Origin of the sequence: Coprococcus sp. AF99-45, assembly GCF_027663865.1 — a bacterium.
Taxonomy (GTDB): domain Bacteria; phylum Bacillota; class Clostridia; order Lachnospirales; family Lachnospiraceae; genus Allocoprococcus; species Allocoprococcus comes.
The window spans coordinates 68,502-88,997 of the sequence record NZ_JAQDGZ010000001.1 but is presented as its reverse complement, the minus strand read 5'-3'; the positions used below and the strand labels follow the sequence as shown (position 1 = coordinate 88,997).

The window sequence follows — 20,496 nt, the reverse complement described above, 5'->3', positions numbered from 1 at the left end:
CCTCCTGTATACACGTCATTATACGCCTATACGGAAGGATTTTCCATTAAGACTTTATGAAATTTCTTTGAAACTTTAATCCCACGGAAGGTTACTGTATTCGCTGCGCCCGTCACGCATCATCAGTTCACTTACCGCATCCTTTGCGGGTTTGCCTTCAAAAAGTACCTGATTGACCTTTTCCACGATCGGCATGGATACCTCATATTTTTCAGCCAGCTCTCTTGCCGCTTTTGCTGAATACACACCCTCAACTACCATCTTGACCTCAGCCATCGCTTCTTCCATCGTCATTCCCTCACCGATCAGAACACCTGCCTTACGGTTACGACTGTGCTTACTTGCACAGGTGACGATCAGATCACCGATTCCGGTAAGTCCGGTAAAGGATTCCAGCTTTCCGCCCATCTTTACACCAAGTCTTGTGATCTCCGCAATTCCTCTGGTGATCAGTGCAGCTTTGGTGTTATCCCCGTATCCTAGTCCATCTGCAACTCCGGCTGCAAGTGCGATTACATTTTTCAGGGAACCGCCAAGCTCAATTCCTTTAATATCCGGGCTTGTGTAGACACGAAATACATCATTCATGAAAATTTTCTGCAGATAAATGGCGGTTTCTTCTGTCTCTGCTCCGACTACAACCGTTGTCGGAAGTTCGCGGCTTACTTCTTCTGCGTGACTTGGACCAGAAAGAACAGCTACATTTGCCTGCGGAATCTCTTCTTCAATCTGCTCAGAAAGCGTCTTTAAAGTACCCTCTTCAATTCCTTTTGCCACATTGACCAGAATTTGCTCTTCCTTTACATACGGGCACATTTTCTTCGCCGTAGCTCTGGTTGCCATAGACGGAACTGCAAGAACGACCACATCTTTTCCTTCCACACTTCCCTGCAGATCTGTTGTGATCTCGATCTCCTCCGGGATATGAACGCCCGGAAGCTTACTTGGATTTTCCCGCTTTTTTCTGATCTCATCTGCTTCTTCTTTTAAATAAGACCAGATGGTTACATGATGTCCGTTTTTATTCAGTACCAGGGCCAGAGCCGTTCCCCAGCTTCCTGAACCGATAACTCCGATTTCTGCCATAAATTATTACCTCTTATTTTTCTTTTTTGAAAAACTGATCTTGCTCTCTGTACCATTTCTCAGACGTCCGATATTCGCACGGTGACGGATAAATGCAGAGAGAACAAAAAGTGCTCCGATTCCATACATTTCAAACAGATACTTCTGCATCATTCCAAACATTCCCATCTGTCCGTCAACGACGAGTCCGACAAGGAACAGTACGGAAATCACCAGCGATCCCAGTGATACATAACGTGTCACGGCAACAATTACGATAAACACGATCAAACATACTGCCGCAATCCGAATATCTGTAGATAAGATCATACCTGCCGTAACTGCAATTCCCTTTCCGCCCTTGAACTTCAGATAGAATGGAAAATTATGTCCGAGCACTGCCCCAAAACCTGTATACAGCGAAAGGAGCGGTAAAATATCTGCGTGAGACTGTCCGTAAATTCCGCGGACCACCAGAACTGCGATCACGCATTTGAAGCAGTCACCTAGCAGGGTGATCATTCCGGCTTTGATTCCCATGGTGCGAAGTGCATTGGTAGAACCTGCATTTCCGCTTCCCATCTTGCGGATATCTACCCCCTGAGTTTTTCCATAGAAATAGCCGGTCTGAAACAGACCAAATATATAGCCGATCAGCAAACATACAAGACGTTCCATCTTATTTGTCTTTCTCCTTTCTCTCCCTGATAAAGAATTTAAGAGACGTTCCACGGAAGCCAAACGCTTCACGGATCTTATTCTCCAGATATCTCGTATAAGAGAAATGCATCAGTTCTTTATCATTTACAAAGATGACAAATGTCGGCGGTTTGACCGCTACCTGGGTAATATAGTAAAGTTTCAGCCGTTTTCCCTTATCTGACGGCGGCTGCTGCATTGCAACAGCTTCGGTCATGATCTCGTTAAGGACACCCGTAGCCACACGGAGTGTCTGGTTCTCAATAACGGTGTCGATCATGTCAAAGAGCTTCGGAAGTCTCTGGCCTGTCAGTGCAGACACATACATGATCTCTGCGTAAGGCAGGAAAGACAGCACCATCCTGATCTGATGCTCATATTCCCTCGTGGTCTTATCGTTCTTTTCAATGGCATCCCATTTATTTACAACGATGATGACACCTTTTCCACGCTCATGTGCGATTCCTGCGATCTTGGCATCCTGCTCGGTTACTCCTTCTGCCGCATCGATCACAACCAGGACCACATCCGCTCTTTCTACTGCCGTAACTGTACGGATAATACTGTAGCGCTCCAGTTCCTCTTTGATCTTATTCTTACGGCGAAGTCCTGCTGTATCAATGAATACATACTCTTTTCCATTGTGCACTACTTCCGTGTCAATGGCATCTCTTGTAGTTCCGGCAATATCGGATACGATCACACGGTCTTTTCCGATCAGACGGTTGATGATTGAAGACTTCCCAACGTTCGGCTTCCCAACGATTGCAATTCTCGGACGGTCATCTTCCTCTTCCTGGCCTGCCCCTTCCGGAAAATGTGCCAGAACCTTATCCAGCATATCTCCGATTCCAATTCGTTCCGATGCTGAGATCGGAACCGGATCTCCGATTCCCAGATTATAAAATTCATACACATCCGGCATCATCTTGTTAAAATTGTCCACTTTATTGACAACAAGGATGACTGGCTTGTGGGAGCGGCGGAGCATATCTGCCACTTTTGAATCGGAATCTACAAGTCCCTGCTTTACATCTGTCATAAACAGGATCACATCCGCAGTGTCAATGGCGATCTGTGCCTGCTCTCTCATCTGGGAGAGGATCACATCACGGCTGTCCGGCTCGATTCCACCGGTATCGATCAACGTAAATTCTTTATCGAGCCAATTCACTTCTGCATAAATTCTGTCGCGGGTAACACCCGGCGTATCTTTAACGATTGCTATCTTTTCTCCTGCCAGTGCATTAAAAAGCGTCGACTTTCCAACGTTCGGCCGCCCTACAATGGCAACAACTGGTTTACTCATATTTTCTTCCTCCTGATATTTATTCGGAATTCTGCTTCTATATCATACTAGATTTCTTCAAAAAATGCAATTTTTTAACGCCTCTTTCTTGTCATTGCTTTTAAATAATGGTATAAAAGATAAGTAAGATTAGATAAAAAGCACTTAAAACGCTTATTATAAGGAGGCACTCATGACAAATATCGAACTTATGGAAAAAGCTCTTCCGACAGCACCACTTAAAATTGCTGCCCTGGAAAGCTGCAAGGATCTGGCAGAAAAAGTGGATCAGTACATCGTATCGTTCCGCAAAAATTCTCTGCATGATTTTCTGGATCCTGCAATCTATTCATCTTATGAAGCGGATTCTTATCTTGCAAAGAACAGTTGCCCACGTTTTGGTTCGGGGGAAGCAAAGGGAATGTTTGGCGAAAGTATCCGCGGAAAAGATCTCTTTATTATGGTGGATGTCTGCAACTACAGCCTGACATACACAGTAAACGGACATATCAATCATATGTCACCGGATGATCACTATCAGGATCTGAAGCGTATCATCTCCGCTTCTACAGGAAAGGCACACCGTGTAAATGTAATTATGCCATTCCTTTACGAAAGCCGCCAGCACAAGAGAACCAAACGCGAATCTCTGGACTGTGCAATGGCTCTGGAAGAATTAACCGCAATGGGTGTATCTAACATTCTTACATTTGACGCACATGATCCGCGTGTACAGAATGCGATCCCACTCAATGGTTTCGACAGCTTCAACCCTCTGTATCAGTTCATCAAAGCTCTGTTTAAAGCAGAACCGGATCTGAAAGCAGACAAAGACCATCTGATGATCATCAGCCCGGATGAAGGTGCAATGCAAAGAGCCGTATACTTCTCCAACGTACTCGGTGTTGATATGGGTATGTTCTACAAACGCCGTGATTATTCTACCATCGTAAATGGTAAAAATCCGATCGTTGCACATGAATTCTTAGGTGACGATGTACATGGAAAGACCGTTATCATCATCGATGACATGATTTCTTCCGGTGAAAGTATGCTGGATGTTACCAGGCAGTTAAAAGACCGCGGTGCTGAGCGTGTATTTGTATGTACTACTTTTGGTCTCTTCACAGAAGGTCTTGACAAGTTCGATGAATATTATGAAAAGGGCTATCTGGACAGACTGATCACAACCAATCTGACCTATCTGCCTCCTCAGCTTCATGATAAACCGTATTTCATTGAAGCAGATATGAGTAAGTTCCTTGCACTGATCATTGATTCGATGAATCATTCTACATCTATTAGTGCGGTTATGAATCCGACGGATAAGATTCATGATTTGCTTGCGAAGAGAAATATGAGATAAATTTTGTTGGCGGGATAGTAAGGATATATTAGCGAACAGACGCCGCAAAAGAACCATAAAACAGGACAGCTTCCTTTGTGCAAACCATTCCGATGAGCCTCTGAAAGCGAAAATCGTGTTCAGCAATGGCTTCCACGATTTTTGAGTCTCATCTCCATTGCACAAAAATGGAATCTGTCCTGTTTTATGGTTCTCTTGCGGCTGTTTGTTAGTATATTTTTACTTTTCTGGCAAACAAGAAGCTCTTTTTTATATCATATTATTTTGAAAATACTGCATCATTTTAACTAAAATGCCGTAAAACCAATATCTTTCATGGTTTTACGGCATTCTTATTTATCGTATTTACTTATACTGTCCTGTCCCCATCAAAGAATTCCTGTCCGGTCGGGTATGTATAGGAATCTCCGATTTCATGGAGAAGGACGACTTTTAATTTATTATTCAGTGTTTTTTTATCCAGCTTGATTGCTTCGGTAAGCTGTGGGAGTGGGACATCGGCTTTTACCGGAAGTTTATAAGCTTCCAGGACTTTCCGGATGTGCTCGGCTTCGCCTTTTTTGGTGAGTCCTTTCTCTTCAGCAATCTTTGTGATCTGGTACATTCCGATGGCTACGGCTTCACCGTGGCTTTCTCTTTCATAGTGGAAGTGCTGCTCAATGGTGTGGGCAAGGGTATGTCCGAAGTTCAGGAGAATCCTCTCTCCGGTATCAAACTCGTCTTCTTCCACAACACGGCGTTTGATATCGACACAGGTTGCGATCACATCAGTTAAATGCTCTTTCAGATTCTCATAGCATCCGCATTTTTCCAGAAGATCAAAAAGCTTGCGGTCTTTGATGCATCCGTATTTGATAATCTCCCCCATGCCATCCGTCACGTAACGATCCGGCAAGGTTTCCAGCACATCCGGATCGATCAGTACCATCTTCGGCTGATAAAAAGCACCTACCAGGTTCTTACCCTGCGGAAGATCGACTGCAACTTTTCCACCAACAGAAGAATCTACCTGTGCAAGAATGGAAGTTGGAATCTGTACGAACTTGATTCCTCTAAGAAAGGTCGCTGCCACAAATCCGGCAAGGTCTCCTACCACTCCACCGCCAAGTGCAACGATCAGGTCTGTTCTGGAAATCTTTGCTTCCAGAAGAGAACTGTATACCCCCGGAAGGGTTTCGAATGCTTTTGACGGTTCTCCATGTGGAATCACGGTTTCCGCACACTCATATTTTTCAGAAAGATTTTTCTTAAGCGCTTCTCCGTAATAAGAATAAACTCTGTCATCGGAAATGATCATGATCTTTGATCCCTGATACACTTCCGCTATTCTTTCTGCTGCTTCTTTCAGAATTCCTCTTTCAATATAGATCGGATAGCTGTGTTTCTTTAAATCTACCGTCATTTTCATCGTTTTGTTCCTCCCAGGCTGCTGTTTTTTACATTTCTTTACCGACTGCTTTTGCGATTCCGGTAATCTCTTTTAACAGTGTATCATATTTTTCCGGTTTCAGCGACTGTGCTCCGTCACAAAGTGCCGTTTCCGGACTGTTATGTACTTCGATGATCAGCCCGTCCGCTCCTGCCGCAACTGATGCTTTTGCCATCGGATCAACCAGCCACCATTTTCCTCCTGCGTGGCTCGGGTCTACAACTACCGGAAGATGGCTGAGTTTTCTTACTACCGGAATAGACTGAAGATCCAGTGTATTTCTGGTATAAGTCTCGAAGGTACGGATTCCTCTTTCGCAGAGGATAACATTTGGATTTCCGGATGCCATAATGTATTCTGCTGACATCATCCATTCTTCGTAAGTTGCATTAAGTCCTCTCTTCAAAAGGATCGGTCTCTTTGTCTGTCCGAGCTGTTTTAACAGGTCATAGTTCTGCATGTTACGTGCACCGATCTGGATCAGGTCTACCTTTTCATCGAAGATTTCCAGATATTCCGGTGACATCAGCTCTGTTACGATCGGAAGCCCTGTCTCTTCTCTTGCTGCACATAAGATTTCCAGACCTTCAAGACCCAGTCCCTGGAATGAATATGGGCTTGTTCTCGGCTTGAATGCACCACCACGGAGCATATTTGCACCGGATGCCTTAACAGCCTTTGCGATCTCGATCACCTGCTCTTCTGACTCCACAGAACAAGGTCCGGCGATCAGTGCCAGATGTCCGCCACCAACTTTGACACCAGATACATCTACGATGGTATCGTCCGGATGGAATGCACGGTTTACAAGTTTATAAGGTTCCTGTACATGCATAACTTTCTCAACAGAAGAGTCTACTTCGAAAAGCTTTGGATCCACACGGACCGTATCGCCGATACAGCCGATAATTGTAAGATCCTCACCTTTTACAGTATGTACTTCCAGTCCCTTTGCACGGACCATATTCTCAACTCGTTTTACATTTTCATCACTTGTTCTTGGTTTTAATACGATAATCATAATCTTTTTCCCTTTCTCTTCTCTCTACTAATCATCGAATATGTCTTTTAGAAGTTCCTTCGGAATTTCCTATGAAACAAAAAACCCCCGTCTTCTGTAAAAACAGAGGACGAGAGTATTATATACTTCGTGGTTCCACCTCATTTTACAATTGTCTCACGACAACTGCCTCGTCAGGTACGTCGTTCATAACGGTTATACCCTTGCAGATAACGGCTGCTACCGGAAATACCTATTAACAATTCTTCAAAAGAATGCATTCAGTATCCTACTCCAAGAGGAATTCAATATAATCTTCGGTATCCTTCTTCCACCGATAAAGGACTCTCTGTGACGTCTTATTATATTTACTACTTCTTTTCATTGTATTTTGATAGTAGAATATGTAATTTTTAAAATCTATAGCTTATGTTACACGAATCAATAGGCTTTGTCAATCATTTACAGCAAATTAACGCGAGAAATATTTTTCTTTGATAATATCAACCGGCATTTCTTTTCCTGTCCAAAGTTCAAATGATGCAGCACCCTGATATAACAGCATGTTCAGACCGTTCAGTGTCTGGCATCCTGCTGCTTTTGCTTTCTTCAGGAATAACGTCTCTTCCGGATTGTAGATTACATCAAATACAAACAGATCTTTTCTGAACACACTGTCATCTGTGATGATACATCTGTCTGTCTTCGGTGCCATACCGATAGAAGTTCCGTTTACCAGAATTGCACTTTCTGCGATCTCCTTTTTGAGGACTTCCGGGTCAGAGAAGTCATAGAGGTTGATCTTGCAGTCTGTCTTCTCATGAAGTTTCTCGATTGTCTTCTCCGCACGTGTGAAGAATTCATCACGGATGTTGAATACCGAAATCTCTGCTACTTTGTCAAGTGCTGCCTGGATCAGAATCGCTGCTGCGGCTCCACCCGCTCCAAGAAGTGTCATTTTCTTGCCAATGATATCAACGCCTGTCTCACTGACTGCACGCATGAATCCAATTCCGTCTGTCGTATAACCTGTCAGGACACCGTTATCATTTACAACAGTGTTGACCGCCCCACCGATCTCAGATGCCGGTGAAAGTTTATCAACCAGTGAGCACATCAGATTCTTGTCAGGCATAGTCAGGTTGAATCCTCTGACTCCCATGACTTTCAGACCATCTACTGCTGTCTTTAAGTTATCTGTTCCAACATCAAATGCCAAATATGCGTAATCCAGCTCCAGCTGGCGAAATGCCTCGTTATGCATCATTGGGGAAATGCTGTGTGCTACCGGACTCCCCAGTAATCCGGTAAGGACTGTATGTCCTGTAATCTCGTATGCCATTATCTCTTCCTCCTGCGTTACATTTTCACACTGTAAAGTGCTACTTTTGTCCTTTATCATACCATATTTTTCAAAATACGCAAGCATCGTTATAAAAAAGACGATATTTTCTGCCTTTGAAAAAACATTTTGAAAAATTTTGAATACCAAATCAGAATGAATGTTCCTATGTAACAAAAAGAGTATCACGTTTCTTCTTGTTCACGTGATACTCTTTCCTTCATGGCTTCTGACTGTTACTGTTGATATACGTTTTACTTTTTCATTTACAATCTGTTTTATTTTACACCATGGTCCACCTGGTACATATGCGAAATCATGCGGAAGATCTGACTGGTATATCCCCATTCATTATCATAAAAACCGATCAGTTTGAAAAAATGACCGTTTACCTGGATTCCTTCCCTTGCATCAAAAGAGGATGCGCTTTTCCAAACGCATCCTCTGTCACTTTTTATGCAATTACTCTGACTTTCAGAACACCCTCGATCATTTCCAGACCTTTTACCACGTCTTCTGCCACATCATTATCCACATCGATCATCGTATATGCATAGCTGCCACGGCTCTTATTCGTCATATCATCGATATTGACATTATCCTTTGCCAGAAGCGCAGTAAACTGACCGATCATGTTCGGAATATTCCTGTGCAGGATCGTAATTCTTGTTTTATCCCTTACACCCATATCGCATGCCGGGAAGTTGACAGAATTACGGATATTTCCATTTTCCAGGAAATCCTTCAGCTCTTCTACTGCCATCTTTGCACAATTGTCTTCTGATTCAGCAGTTGACGCTCCCAGATGCGGAATGACAATCGCATGCTTCACTCCTGCGATCTCCGGTGTCGGAAAGTCAGTTACATAGCGTCCGACTTTTCCACCAACAAGTGCATCCACAATGTCTTCACTGTTCACCAGTACATCTCTTGCAAAGTTCAGGATCACAACGCCCTCTTTCATCAGACTGATGGCATTCTTATTGATCATACCCTTTGTATCTTCCAGTGCCGGTACATGGATTGTGATATAATCACACTCCTTGTAGATCTCATCTACATTCTTAGTGTGATGGATACTTCTTGAAAGTCTCCATGCAGAATCTACAGAAACATATGGATCATAGCCATACACTTCCATCCCAAGATGCGTAGCCGCATTGGCAACCAGGACACCGATTGCACCAAGACCGATCACACCAAGCTTCTTTCCCTGGATCTCACAGCCTGCAAATGCTTTTTTCGCTTTTTCTGCATCTTTGGCAATATTGCCATCTTCTTCGTTCTCCTGTACCCAGTTGATACCGCCAAGGATATCTCTGGATGCAAGCAGCATACCGGCGATCACCAGCTCTTTTACACCATTGGCATTTGCCCCTGGTGTATTAAATACAACGATTCCCTGCTCCGCACATTTGTCCAGTGGAATATTATTTACACCGGCCCCGGCACGGGCAATCGCTTTTAAATCTTTATCAAATTCCAGTTCATGCATTCCGGCACTTCTTACAAGTACCGCATCTGCTCCTGCCATCTCACCGGCAGGCACATAGTCATCATTGAATTTCTCCAGTCCAACAGGAGAAATCGGGTTTAGGCAAAAATATTTATACATATTACAGATTCTCCTCCTCAAACTTCTTCATAAATGCAACCAGGGCTTCCACACCTTCGTATGGCATTGCGTTATAAATACTTGCACGCATACCCCCAACAGTACGGTGTCCTTTCAGATTCTCAAGACCTGCTTCTTTTGCCTCTTTTACAAATTTGGCATCCAGCTCATCACTGCCTGTCACAAATGGTACATTCATAAGAGAACGGTCTTTCTTTTCTACCGTACCTTTGAACAGTTTGCTCTGATCCAGGTAATCATAGAGCAGTTTGGCTTTCTTTTCGTTGCGTTCTTTCATAACTTCCAGTCCGCCCATCTTTTTGAGCCATTTAAATACCTTACCGCAGATATAGATTCCGTATGCCGGCGGTGTATTGTAAAGAGAACCTGCGTCTGCATGTGTCTTGTATGTAAGCATGGTCGGTGTTCCCGGAAGTACATCCTCTGTAATCAGATCTTCACGGATGATCGCGATAACAACACCCGCTGGTCCGATATTCTTCTGGACTCCGCCATAGATGAGACCATATTTTGTCACATCTACAGGCTCAGACAGGAAGCAGGATGATACATCCGCTACCAGTGTCTTGCCTTTCGTGTTCGGAAGTTCCTTGAATTTGGTTCCGTAAATTGTATTATTTTCGCAGATATATACATAATCTGCATCTTCATCAACCGGCAGATCCGAACAGTCAGGAATGTACGAAAAGGTTTTATCCTCGGACGATGCGATCTTATTCACCTTTCCATATTTGGATGCCTCGGCAGCTGCCTTTTTAGCCCACTGCCCGGTAACAATATAATCCGCTACTTTGTTCTTCATCAGATTCATTGGAATCATTGCAAACTGCTGGCTTGCGCCACCCTGAAGGAACAGTACTTTGTAATTATCCGGGATTCCCATCAAATCACGAAGATCCTGTTCAGCGGTTTCAATGATTTCAGCAAAAGCTTTCGAGCGATGACTCATCTCCATAACGGACATTCCACATCCTTTGTAATCCAGCATCTCATCTGCTGCTTCTCGTAAAACTTCTTCCGGCAGTACTGCCGGTCCTGCTGAAAAATTGTAAACTCGTTTCATATTACTCCTCCATTCCTGCTCTGCGTATCTGTCGCTGCATATGTTTTTTAGTTTGTCTGCTGTTTTTCCTGCAGATCCTTCTCGTCAAAAGCTTCACTGATCGGAGCACCCGGAGCAACCATCGGCCATACCTTGTCATCGCTGTCGATCTGGCAGTCAATCACCACCGGACCGCCTGCATTTAAAGCAAACTTAAATGCATCTGCGAATTCTTCTCTGGTCGTAGCTCTTACCGCTTTCGCCCCCATCGCTTCTGCGAGTTTCACAAAATCTACTGCATCATTCAGAACAGTTGCTGAATAGCGCTGTCCGTAAAACAGATTCTGCCACTGTCTTACCATACCAAGCACATGGTTGTTCACTACAACCTGGATAATTGGAATGTTATAACGCGCCGCTGTTGCAACTTCATTCATATTCATACGGAAGCATCCGTCTCCGGCGATATTGACTACCGTCTTCTCCGGTCTTCCCATCTTGGCTCCGATTGCAGCTCCAAGACCGTATCCCATGGTTCCAAGACCACCTGACGTAAGCAGTGTTCTCGGTTTTGTGAATTTATAATACTGCGCTGCCCACATCTGATGTTGTCCAACTTCTGTGACGATGATCGCATCACCTTCTGTCTGTTTGTAAATCTCTTCGATCACATACGGACCGGTCAGACTTTCCGGATGATAGGCAAGCGGGTATTTTGCTTTATATTCCTGGATCTTTTTGATCCATTCGGTGTGTTCCTGCTGTGGCAGTTTTTCATTAACTGCCGCAAGTACTTCTTTGATATCTCCAACCACACCTTCATCGATAATGACATTTTTGTTCATCTCTGCCACATCAATATCAAACTGGAGAATTTTTGCATTACTTGCAAATTTATTTGGATTACCTGTGACACGGTCGGAGAATCTTGCACCGACTACGATCAGAAGATCGCTTTCACTGACTCCAAAGTTCGATGTCTTGGTACCATGCATACCAAGCATTCCTGTATAAAGTTCATCAGTTCCCGGAAATGCACCTTTTCCCATCAGGGAATCACATACCGGACACTGTACCTTGTCTACGAATGCACGGAGTTCTTCACTTGCATCAGATAATATAGCTCCGCCTCCGACGAATACAAACGGACGCTTTGCTTCTTCGATCATCTCTACTGCCTTGTCAATATCTTCCATGCAGATTTCTTTTTTGTATTTTACGATTGGCTGGATTTTGACAGGCTCATACTCTGCTTTATTGCCTGTCACATCTTTCGGGATATCGATCAGCACCGGTCCCGGTCTTCCGGACTGTGCGATCTCAAACGCCTTGCGGATCGTCTTTGCAAGATCATTGACATTCTTCACAATAAAATTATACTTTGTGATCGGCATCGTAATACCGGTAATGTCAATTTCCTGGAAGCTGTCTTTTCCAAGAAGCGGTACCCCTACATTACAGGTGATCGCAACAATCGGAATAGAATCCATAAATGCGGTCGCGATTCCTGTTACGAGATTTGTTGCTCCAGGTCCACTGGTTGCAAAACACACCCCAACCTTACCAGTGGCACGCGCATATCCGTCCGCCGCATGAGAAGCTCCCTGCTCATGCGATGTAAGGATATGTCTGATTTCATTACTATGCTTATATAATTCATCATATACATTTAAAATTGCGCCGCCCGGATATCCGAATACGGTATCCACGCCTTGCTCTTTTAAACACTCTATCAGTATTTCTGCACCATTTAACTGCATTGTACATTCCCCTTGTCCAGATTTTATTTTATTTGTGTGGAACTTCCAGAACTGCTCCACGGTTTCCTGAAGTTACCATTGCTGCATATCTTGCAAGATATCCTGTTGTAACTTCCGGTTCTCTTGGCTGCCATTTTTCTTTTCTTCTTGCAAGTTCTTCATCTGAAATTCTTGCATTTAATTTCAGGTTCGGGATATCGATCTCGATAATATCGCCTTCCTCGATCAGTGCTACCGGACCGCCGACTGCCGCTTCCGGTGATACGTGTCCGATAGAAGCTCCACGGGATGCACCGCTGAAACGGCCGTCTGTAATAAGTGCTACCGATGAACCAAGTCCCATACCTGCGATTGCAGAAGTTGGATTCAGCATTTCCGGCATACCAGGACCACCCTTTGGTCCGACGTAACGGATAACTACAACATCTCCCGGATGGATATCTCCTCCTTTAATTGCCTTGATCGCATCATCTTCACATTCAAATACTCTTGCAGGTCCTTCATGTACCAGCATTTCCGGTACAACTGCAGAACGTTTTACAACACTGCCGTCCGGTGCGATATTACCTTTGAGGACTGCAAGTCCACCCGTCTGGCTGTATGGATTGTCGATCGGACGGATTACTTCCGGATTTTTGTTTTCGCATCCTGCGATATTTTCTCCAACTGTCTTTCCGGTTACTGTCATGCAGTCTGTGTAAAGAAGACCTTTCTTATTCAGCTCGTTCATAACAGCATATACACCACCCGCTTCATTCAAGTCTTCCATATATGTCGGACCTGCCGGTGCAAGGTGACAGAGGTTCGGAGTCTTTTCGCTGATTCCGTTTGCAAAATCAATCTCAAAATCCATACCGATCTCATGTGCGATCGCCGGAAGGTGAAGCATACTGTTGGTTGAGCATCCAAGTGCCATATCAACAGTAAGGGCATTTAAGATGGCTTCTTTTGTCATAATGTCTCTCGGACGGATATTTCTTCTGTACATTTCCATTACCTGCATACCTGCATGTTTTGCAAGACGGATTCTTTCTGAATATACAGCCGGAATTGTTCCATTCCCCTGAAGTCCCATACCAAGTACTTCTGTCAGACAGTTCATGCTGTTAGCTGTATACATTCCGGAGCATGATCCGCAGGTAGGACATACTTTATTTTCAAATTCACATACATCACATTCGTCCATTGTTCCTGCTGCGTAGGATCCAACTGCCTCGAACATGCTGGAAAGACTTCTCTTCTGTCCTTTTACATGTCCCGCAAGCATTGGTCCGCCACTGACGAACACTGTAGGTACATTAATACGGGCTGCTGCCATCAAAAGCCCAGGTACATTTTTATCACAGTTCGGGATCATAACAAGGGCGTCAAACTGATGCGCCATTGCCATTGCTTCTGTCGAATCTGCGATCAGATCTCTCGTTACCAGAGAATACTTCATACCGATGTGTCCCATTGCAATACCGTCACAGACTGCGATTGCCGGGAACATGATCGGTGTTCCACCTGCCATGGCAACTCCCATCTTTACTGCATTTGCAATTTTATCCAGGTTCATATGTCCCGGAACGATTTCGTTATAAGAACATACGATTCCGACAAGCGGTCTCTCCAGTTCTTCTTTTGTAAGACCAAGCGCATTGAACAATGATCTGTGCGGCGCCTGCTGCATACCTGTTTTTACATTATCACTTCTCATGATTTTATAATCCTCCTGTAACTTTTGGCTCTATTCTATTACAGTTCCGTCCTGCTTCTCTTTCCCCATAGCAGTACGGAACTGTATCTTTCCCAATCCTTGACTATCGAATTCTTTCGCAGATCAGATCTCCCATCCGGGCTGTTCCAACCTTTGTACATCCGTCTGACATAATATCCCCGGTTCTGTATCCATCTTTTAACACCTGGGAAACTGCTGCTTCAATCGCATCTGCTGCTTTATCCTGATCCAGGCTGAAACGAAGCATCATTGCTGCTGAAAGAATTGTTGCTATCGGGTTTGCAATTCCCTGTCCTGCTATATCCGGTGCCGAACCGCCACTTGGTTCATACAGTCCGAACCTGGTTTCATTCAGACTTGCACTTGCCAGCATTCCGATCGAACCGGTTACCATGCTTGCTTCATCAGAAAGGATGTCTCCGAACATATTCTCTGTAAGAATGACATCAAACTGCTTCGGATCTCTTACAAGCTGCATTGCACAGTTGTCAACCAGCATATGCTCCAGTGTAACTTCCGGATAATCTTTCGCAACTTCTTCTACTACTTTTCTCCAGAGTCTTGAAGAATCCAGTACATTCGCCTTATCGACGCTTGTCACTTTCTTTCTTCTCTTCATTGCAATGTCAAACGCGCGGATCGCAATCCTGCGGATCTCATCCTCATTATAGGTAAGTGAATCGAATGCAGTCATCACACCATCCACTTCTTCTGTCTTCCTCTCTCCAAAATAAAGACCGCCTGTCAGTTCACGCATGATCATCAGATCAAATCCGCCTTCTGTAATCTCTTCTTTCAGAGGACATGCACCCTTCAGTTCATTATACAAAACCGCCGGACGCAGATTTGCGAACAGGTTCAGTTCTTTTCTGATCTTCAGAAGACCGGCCTCCGGTCTCTTTGACGGTTCCAGCTTATACCACGGGGAAGTCTTTGCATCTCCTCCAATAGATCCCATCAGTACGGCATCACATGCTTTTGCTTTTGCTACCGTCTCATCTGTAAGCGGGACTCCATGTACATCAATGGATGCGCCCCCAAGAAGCAGCTGTTCATAAGAACAGTCAAATCCGTATACCTCTCCTGCTTTATCAAGAACTTTCATCGCTTCCGTTACAATCTCCGGACCGATTCCGTCACCTTTAATTACTCCGATTTTCAGGCTCATCTTTGTCATTCCCTTCTATGTATCTGTGATTTTTGTACCATTTTTCGTTCCAAAAATCTGTTAAACATTATAATACCGTATTTTTCGTCAGGTTTCAACCCTTTAATCTGTAAAAGTATAAAAATCCAGAGTGAACTCTGTTTTATTTTCCTGTTTTCTGTGGAATCACAAAGATAAAGATCAGCGAACTGACAAACAGCATTCCCGGATAAAAAAGCTTCGGAATGATCTGAAATGCAGAAATCTCACCGCCGAGCTCATGCACTGCCGAAATTGCCACCAGCATCTGCGCACCATACGGGATCACCCCCTGTGAAATACAGGAAAAAGTATCCAGAAGGGAGGCTGTCTTTCTCGGTGTGATCTGATAATCATCTGCCATTTCCTTTGCAATTGGATTAGCCATCACAATTGCTACGGTATTGTTCGCTGTTGCCACATCCAGAAGCGCTACCAAAATACCAACACCCAGCTGACCACTTTTCGATCCCTTAAAGACACGGTGGATCACATCCAGCAATACATCAAAGCCACCATTTTCCCGGATCAGCGCACACATTGCAGCAACCAGCACCGCCACCATACAGGTTTCAAACATCCCGGATACACCTGAGCCCATGGCAGCAAGCATTTCATACGGTGTTACCTGCCCCATTGCAAGCATGATCACCGCACCGGACACAATTCCTGTCAAAAGTACCAGAAAGACGTTGAACCCTGCGATCCCGCCGACCAGCACCAGCACATACGGAATGATCTGCGTCAGATTGTATTCGTGCGTAACTGCCGTTCCGATCTCTGCCCGGAAAGAGCTGACCAGAATCAGAACCAGCGATACGATCGCCGCCGGAAGTGCGATCCAGAAATTTTCCCGGAATTTATCTTTCATCTCACATCCCTGCCCGTTGCAGGCAGCAATTGTTGTATCTGATATGAAAGAAAGATTGTCCCCGAACATGGAGCCTCCCATCACCGATGCCACGCAAAGTGCCAGGGAAAAACCGGACGACTGCGAAACTGCCGCCGCAATCGGAGTCAGAAGGGTGATCGTCCCAACCGAAGTTCCCATTGCTGTTGAAACAAAACATGCAACCACAAACAGAACGGCAACCGCAAACCGTGCCGGGATGATCGATAGCATAAAATACGCCACACTCTCTGCACTGCTTCTTCCAACCACTCCCACAAAAGTTCCCGCCGTCAGGAAAATCAGCAGCATTGTGATAATATTCTTATCTCCGATTCCCCGTCCCATGATCTCCAGCTTCTCATCAAAGCCAACCTTTCTGTTCTGCAGACACGCGACCAGGAGTGCCGCCAGAAACGCCACTACGATCGGTACATTATAAAACCCCATTGGAATTTTCATTATGTATTCAAATAAAATACCCAGTCCCAGATAAAATACCAGAAATACACCGACCGGCAAAAGTGATGCACTTTTTCTTCTTTTTTCCATATATTCACCTCTCATCTGCTTCTATTGCTTCCCGGATCTTCCCAAAAACTTTTCCATATCCGGAAAACAAACAGCAATATTTCTCCTTATCATAGCATATCCTTCTCTTTTCCCGCAACAAGGGAAATACAGAAAGTTCCTGCAGAAACCGTATAAAAATACACTTTTGCACAAAAAACAGAAGTCTGTCTCTGTTTTTTCAGGACAGACTTCTGTTTTTTACATATACATTTTACAGATGCCAGATGTCTCTGTTGTATTCAGCAATGGTTCTGTCAGATGAGAAATATCCTGCTTTTGCGATATTCACAACCATCTTCTTTGCCCATGCCATGCGGTCTTCATAATCTGTGTAAGCCTGTTCTTTCTTCTGGATATAATCTTTCACATCAAGAAGTGTCATGAACCAGTCTTTACGAATCAGTTCTGCATGCAGTTCAAGAAGCAGGTATTTATCTCCGATACGGAGAAGTTCCGGGCTGATGATAAAGTCTACCAGTCTGCGGATCTCTTCATCATTGATATAGTAATCAACTGCATTATAATCCATCTTGCGGTAATGCTCGATAACCTGTTCACTGGATTCTCCGAAGATGTAGATATTTTCATCCCCTACAAACTGATGGATTTCTACGTTGGCTCCATCTTCTGTTCCCATTGTCACAGCCCCGTTCAGCATGAATTTCATGTTACCTGTTCCACTTGCTTCTTTGGATGCAAGAGAAATCTGTTCAGAAATATCACAGGACGGGATCAGCTTTTCTGCCAGTGTCACGTTGTAGTTTTCTACCATAACCACTTTCAGATACGGTGCAACTTCCGGATCGTTATCAATCAGCTCCTGCAGGCAGAGGATCAGATGAATGATATCCTTTGCAATAATATAAGCCGGTGCAGCCTTGGCTCCAAAGATTACCGTGATCGGAGTCTCCGGTTTCTTTCCGCTCTTGATCTCCAGATATTTATAGATCACATATAATGCATTCATCTGCTGACGCTTGTATTCATGCAGACGTTTTACCTGAATATCAAAAATTGAATTTGGATTGATTTCCAGTCCCTGTGTTTCTTTTAAGTAAGCTGCCAGATCCTCTTTCTTTTTCTGTTTTACTACAAGAAGGCTCTTTAAAGTTTCCTCATCATTTACATAGTCAAGCAGTTTTTCAAGCTTTGTTGCATCTTTTCGGTAATTCGGTCCGATCTTCTCATCCAGCCATGCAGTCAGTTCATGGTTGCAGTGCAGCAGCCATCTTCTGAACGTAATACCATTAGTCTTGTTGTTGAATTTCTGTGGGTAAATGTCATAGAACGGTTTCAGTTCTTCATTTTTCAGGATCTCTGTATGAAGATACGCAACTCCGTTGACACTGTATCCATAATGGATGTCCATATGAGCCATATGTACACGATTCTGATCATCGATAATATGGACTCTCGGATCTTTATATCTTCCCTTAATTCTTGCATCCAGATCTCGGATGATCGGAACGATCTGCGGTGCAACCTGCTCCAGATAATCAACCGGCCATTTTTCCAGTGCTTCTGCGAGGATGGTGTGATTGGTATATGCGCAGGTCTTCTGTACGATCTCAATCGCCTCATTGAAGTCGATCTGTTTCTGAACAAGAAGACGGATCAGCTCCGGAATAACCATAGAAGGATGTGTATCATTGATCTGGATCGCCACATGCTCATGAAGCTTTCTGAGATCATATCCCTTTTCTTCACACTCGCGGATGATATACTGTGCTGCATTGGAAACCATAAAATACTGCTGATAAATACGGAGCAGATTTCCTGCCTTGTCGCTGTCATCCGGATAGAGGAACAGCGTCAGGTTCTCACGGATATCGTTCTTATCAAAATTGATTCCGTTTCCAACGATTGCATCATTTACCGTCTCTACATCAAAAAGATGAAGTTTGTTGCTTCCGCCTTCGTATCCGGTTACATCAATATCATACAGATGGGAACGAAGACTGAAATCCTTGAACGGGACTTCAAATGAAATACCGGTATCATTGAGCCAGCTGTCTTTTTCAATCCACGGATTCTTCTGTTCATCCTGTTTGTGGTCGGTAAATACCTGTTTGAACAGACCCATATGATAGTTCAGCCCGATTCCGTCTCCCGGAAGTCCGAGTGTTGCAATGGAATCCAGGAAGCAGGCTGCCAATCGTCCAAGTCCACCATTTCCAAGAGACGGTTCCGGTTCAACTTCTTCGATCTCTGCAAGATTTTTCCCATGCTTTTTCAGCACCTCTGCTGTCTCATCATAAATTCCAAGGTTGATCAGGTTGTTGGATAAAAGCTTTCCGATCAGGAATTCTGCGGAAATATAATAGAGTTTTCTCTTTCCTTCGTTCTTCGGTCCTTCTTTGATCCGTTCCTTTGTCAGTGTAAGCAGCGCATAATATACCTGTTCATTCGTTGCCTGTTCAAGTCCTGTCTGGAATTTCTCCTGTAAAATCTCTGTCAGTCTTGCTTCCATGTTCTTCTACCTCCTGTAGTTGATTCTCTTTCTTTCAGTGTTGCCGGAAGATATTTTCCTTCCTGGCTTTTCTTTGTTTCTATCATGTCAAACAGAATCCCGACAGACTGTCTCGCGATCTCTTCAACCGGCTGCGCCATCGTAGTGATCGCTGGCTGATAAAATCCGGTATAGTCAAGTCCGTCAAATCCTGCAACCGCCACATCTTCCGGAATCCTTTTTCCCTCTTCCAAAAGTGCCTTGCATGCACCAATCACCATCAGATCGGAAATTGCAAATACTGCGGTAAATTCTGTTTCTTTTTTCAACAGTTTTTTCATCATCCGATATCCGTTTTCCATCGAATAAGTGGTATCTTCTTCATCCAGATAACAGATTCTTTCCTCATCCGCTTCCAGGCCATGTGCCTTTAGTGCTTCCCTGTAACCTTCCAGTCTGAGTTTTCCGATGTTCTCATCTTTCTTATCCGAGGCAAGGATTGCAATCTTTTTATGTCCGGTCTCGCACAGATAATCTACGATCTTACGGCTTTCCGCACGGTCGTCAATTGATACATAGGATGCGATACATTTCTCCGGCAGTTTATCAAACGCTGCCGTACTTACAACAAACGGAACCTTTATCTTTGCAATCCGCTCTTTGTTCTTCCTGAAATCCCCACCCAGGAAAATAATCCCTCTGAGCTTTTTTTCTTTGATCAACTCCAGTGCGGTATCGACCTCATCCTGATCCTTTCCCATATGCTGGATAAAAAAGGAATATTTCTGTCTGCGGATCTTTTTTTCCATTACCCGCATCATCGTCGCGAAAAATGGATTATCAATCTCCTTTACCAGAATCGCAATGGATTTCGAATCGGTCCGTTTCAGATTCCTCGCACTGTTATTCGGCACAAAATTTGATTCTTCAACCGTCTTTAAAATCATCTTTTTGGTCTCAGGATTGATATCCGGATGATTGTTCAGCGCACGGGACACGGTGCTGACTCCGACCCCGCACTTCTTCGCAATATCTTTAATCGTCATTCCCAT

15 protein-coding genes and 1 other annotated feature are annotated in these 20,496 nt (G+C 44.1%); of the genes, 1 reads left to right on the top strand and 14 read right to left on the bottom strand.

Translation table 11 applies throughout. The annotated features are described in order from the left end of the window. Positions 1-75 precede the first annotated feature (75 nt). Genes PGR14_RS00440 through der form a run of 3 tightly spaced genes read right to left on the bottom strand, consistent with a single transcriptional unit; the run spans position 76 to position 3,073 of the window. The gene (locus tag PGR14_RS00440) at positions 76-1,086 is read right to left on the bottom strand and encodes an NAD(P)H-dependent glycerol-3-phosphate dehydrogenase (RefSeq protein ID WP_055246909.1); all 1,011 of its coding nucleotides are present in this window, start codon (positions 1,084-1,086) and stop codon (positions 76-78) included. A 6-nt stretch (positions 1,087-1,092) separates the two neighbouring features. Next, positions 1,093-1,743, bottom strand: a complete 651-nt coding sequence (gene plsY, locus PGR14_RS00435; RefSeq protein WP_022220366.1) for a glycerol-3-phosphate 1-O-acyltransferase PlsY — start codon at positions 1,741-1,743, stop codon at positions 1,093-1,095. 1 nt (position 1,744) lies between these two features. Continuing rightward, entirely contained in the window at positions 1,745-3,073 is a 1,329-nt protein-coding gene (der, locus tag PGR14_RS00430; RefSeq protein WP_055246914.1) for a ribosome biogenesis GTPase Der, read from the bottom strand. A gap of 172 nt (positions 3,074-3,245) precedes the next feature. On the opposite strand from der, the gene PGR14_RS00425 reads away from it, so the two are divergent. Continuing rightward, positions 3,246-4,418: a ribose-phosphate pyrophosphokinase gene (locus tag PGR14_RS00425; protein WP_008374954.1), complete on the top strand. Its 1,173-nt coding sequence runs from the start codon at positions 3,246-3,248 to the stop codon at positions 4,416-4,418. Between the two features lie 349 nt (positions 4,419-4,767). On the opposite strand, the gene aroB is transcribed toward PGR14_RS00425, so the two are convergent. The 11 genes from aroB to PGR14_RS00370 all read right to left on the bottom strand — a co-directional run bounded on the left by aroB (position 4,768) and on the right by PGR14_RS00370 (position 20,496). Further along, the gene (aroB, locus tag PGR14_RS00420; RefSeq protein ID WP_215633976.1) at positions 4,768-5,826 is read right to left on the bottom strand and encodes a 3-dehydroquinate synthase; all 1,059 of its coding nucleotides are present in this window, start codon (positions 5,824-5,826) and stop codon (positions 4,768-4,770) included. A 28-nt stretch (positions 5,827-5,854) separates the two neighbouring features. Beyond that, positions 5,855-6,868: a 3-deoxy-7-phosphoheptulonate synthase gene (gene aroF, locus PGR14_RS00415; protein WP_008374949.1), complete on the bottom strand. Its 1,014-nt coding sequence runs from the start codon at positions 6,866-6,868 to the stop codon at positions 5,855-5,857. Between the two features lie 102 nt (positions 6,869-6,970). Further along, positions 6,971-7,241, bottom strand: a binding site (T-box leader). 78 nt (positions 7,242-7,319) lie between these two features. Continuing rightward, the gene (locus PGR14_RS00410) at positions 7,320-8,189 is read right to left on the bottom strand and encodes a shikimate dehydrogenase (RefSeq protein WP_055155649.1); all 870 of its coding nucleotides are present in this window, start codon (positions 8,187-8,189) and stop codon (positions 7,320-7,322) included. 454 nt (positions 8,190-8,643) lie between these two features. Beyond that, positions 8,644-9,804, bottom strand: a complete 1,161-nt coding sequence (locus PGR14_RS00405) for a phosphoglycerate dehydrogenase (protein ID WP_195412846.1) — start codon at positions 9,802-9,804, stop codon at positions 8,644-8,646. 1 nt (position 9,805) lies between these two features. Next, on the bottom strand, positions 9,806-10,888 hold the full coding sequence (serC, locus tag PGR14_RS00400) for a 3-phosphoserine/phosphohydroxythreonine transaminase (RefSeq protein ID WP_022220362.1): 1,083 nt from the start codon (positions 10,886-10,888) through the stop codon (positions 9,806-9,808). Between the two features lie 47 nt (positions 10,889-10,935). Further along, positions 10,936-12,627: a biosynthetic-type acetolactate synthase large subunit gene (gene ilvB, locus PGR14_RS00395; RefSeq protein ID WP_022220361.1), complete on the bottom strand. Its 1,692-nt coding sequence runs from the start codon at positions 12,625-12,627 to the stop codon at positions 10,936-10,938. Positions 12,628-12,655: 28 nt separating this feature from the next. Continuing rightward, positions 12,656-14,326, bottom strand: coding sequence for a dihydroxy-acid dehydratase (gene ilvD / locus PGR14_RS00390; RefSeq protein WP_008374941.1), 1,671 nt, complete (start codon positions 14,324-14,326; stop codon positions 12,656-12,658). A gap of 103 nt (positions 14,327-14,429) precedes the next feature. Beyond that, positions 14,430-15,515 (bottom strand): 3-isopropylmalate dehydrogenase, encoded by a 1,086-nt coding sequence (leuB, locus tag PGR14_RS00385; protein WP_055297292.1) that lies wholly within the window; start codon positions 15,513-15,515, stop codon positions 14,430-14,432. Between the two features lie 142 nt (positions 15,516-15,657). Further along, positions 15,658-16,974: a Na+/H+ antiporter NhaC family protein gene (locus tag PGR14_RS00380; RefSeq protein WP_270222831.1), complete on the bottom strand. Its 1,317-nt coding sequence runs from the start codon at positions 16,972-16,974 to the stop codon at positions 15,658-15,660. Between the two features lie 232 nt (positions 16,975-17,206). After that, entirely contained in the window at positions 17,207-19,465 is a 2,259-nt protein-coding gene (locus tag PGR14_RS00375; protein WP_270222830.1) for a glycogen/starch/alpha-glucan phosphorylase, read from the bottom strand. Further along, positions 19,450-20,496 carry a LacI family DNA-binding transcriptional regulator gene (locus PGR14_RS00370; protein WP_022220358.1) on the bottom strand — a complete coding sequence of 349 codons (1,047 nt, stop codon included), beginning with the start codon at positions 20,494-20,496 and terminating at the stop codon, positions 19,450-19,452. The genes PGR14_RS00375 and PGR14_RS00370 overlap by 16 nt, the downstream gene beginning before the upstream one ends.

Coding starts and splice junctions, on each gene's coding strand:
- PGR14_RS00375 (WP_270222830.1), bottom strand. CDS start 19,465: ATGGAAGCAAGACTGACAGAGATTTTACAGGAGAAATTCCAGACAGGA.
- serC (WP_022220362.1), bottom strand. CDS start 10,888: ATGAAACGAGTTTACAATTTTTCAGCAGGACCGGCAGTACTGCCGGAA.
- ilvB (WP_022220361.1), bottom strand. CDS start 12,627: ATGCAGTTAAATGGTGCAGAAATACTGATAGAGTGTTTAAAAGAGCAA.
- PGR14_RS00440 (WP_055246909.1), bottom strand. CDS start 1,086: ATGGCAGAAATCGGAGTTATCGGTTCAGGAAGCTGGGGAACGGCTCTG.
- aroF (WP_008374949.1), bottom strand. CDS start 6,868: ATGATTATCGTATTAAAACCAAGAACAAGTGATGAAAATGTAAAACGA.
- PGR14_RS00370 (WP_022220358.1), bottom strand. CDS start 20,496: ATGGGAATGACGATTAAAGATATTGCGAAGAAGTGCGGGGTCGGAGTC.
- aroB (WP_215633976.1), bottom strand. CDS start 5,826: ATGAAAATGACGGTAGATTTAAAGAAACACAGCTATCCGATCTATATT.
- leuB (WP_055297292.1), bottom strand. CDS start 15,515: ATGAGCCTGAAAATCGGAGTAATTAAAGGTGACGGAATCGGTCCGGAG.
- plsY (WP_022220366.1), bottom strand. CDS start 1,743: ATGGAACGTCTTGTATGTTTGCTGATCGGCTATATATTTGGTCTGTTT.
- PGR14_RS00410 (WP_055155649.1), bottom strand. CDS start 8,189: ATGGCATACGAGATTACAGGACATACAGTCCTTACCGGATTACTGGGG.
- der (WP_055246914.1), bottom strand. CDS start 3,073: ATGAGTAAACCAGTTGTTGCCATTGTAGGGCGGCCGAACGTTGGAAAG.
- PGR14_RS00425 (WP_008374954.1), top strand. CDS start 3,246: ATGACAAATATCGAACTTATGGAAAAAGCTCTTCCGACAGCACCACTT.
- PGR14_RS00380 (WP_270222831.1), bottom strand. CDS start 16,974: ATGGAAAAAAGAAGAAAAAGTGCATCACTTTTGCCGGTCGGTGTATTT.
- PGR14_RS00405 (WP_195412846.1), bottom strand. CDS start 9,804: ATGTATAAATATTTTTGCCTAAACCCGATTTCTCCTGTTGGACTGGAG.
- ilvD (WP_008374941.1), bottom strand. CDS start 14,326: ATGAGAAGTGATAATGTAAAAACAGGTATGCAGCAGGCGCCGCACAGA.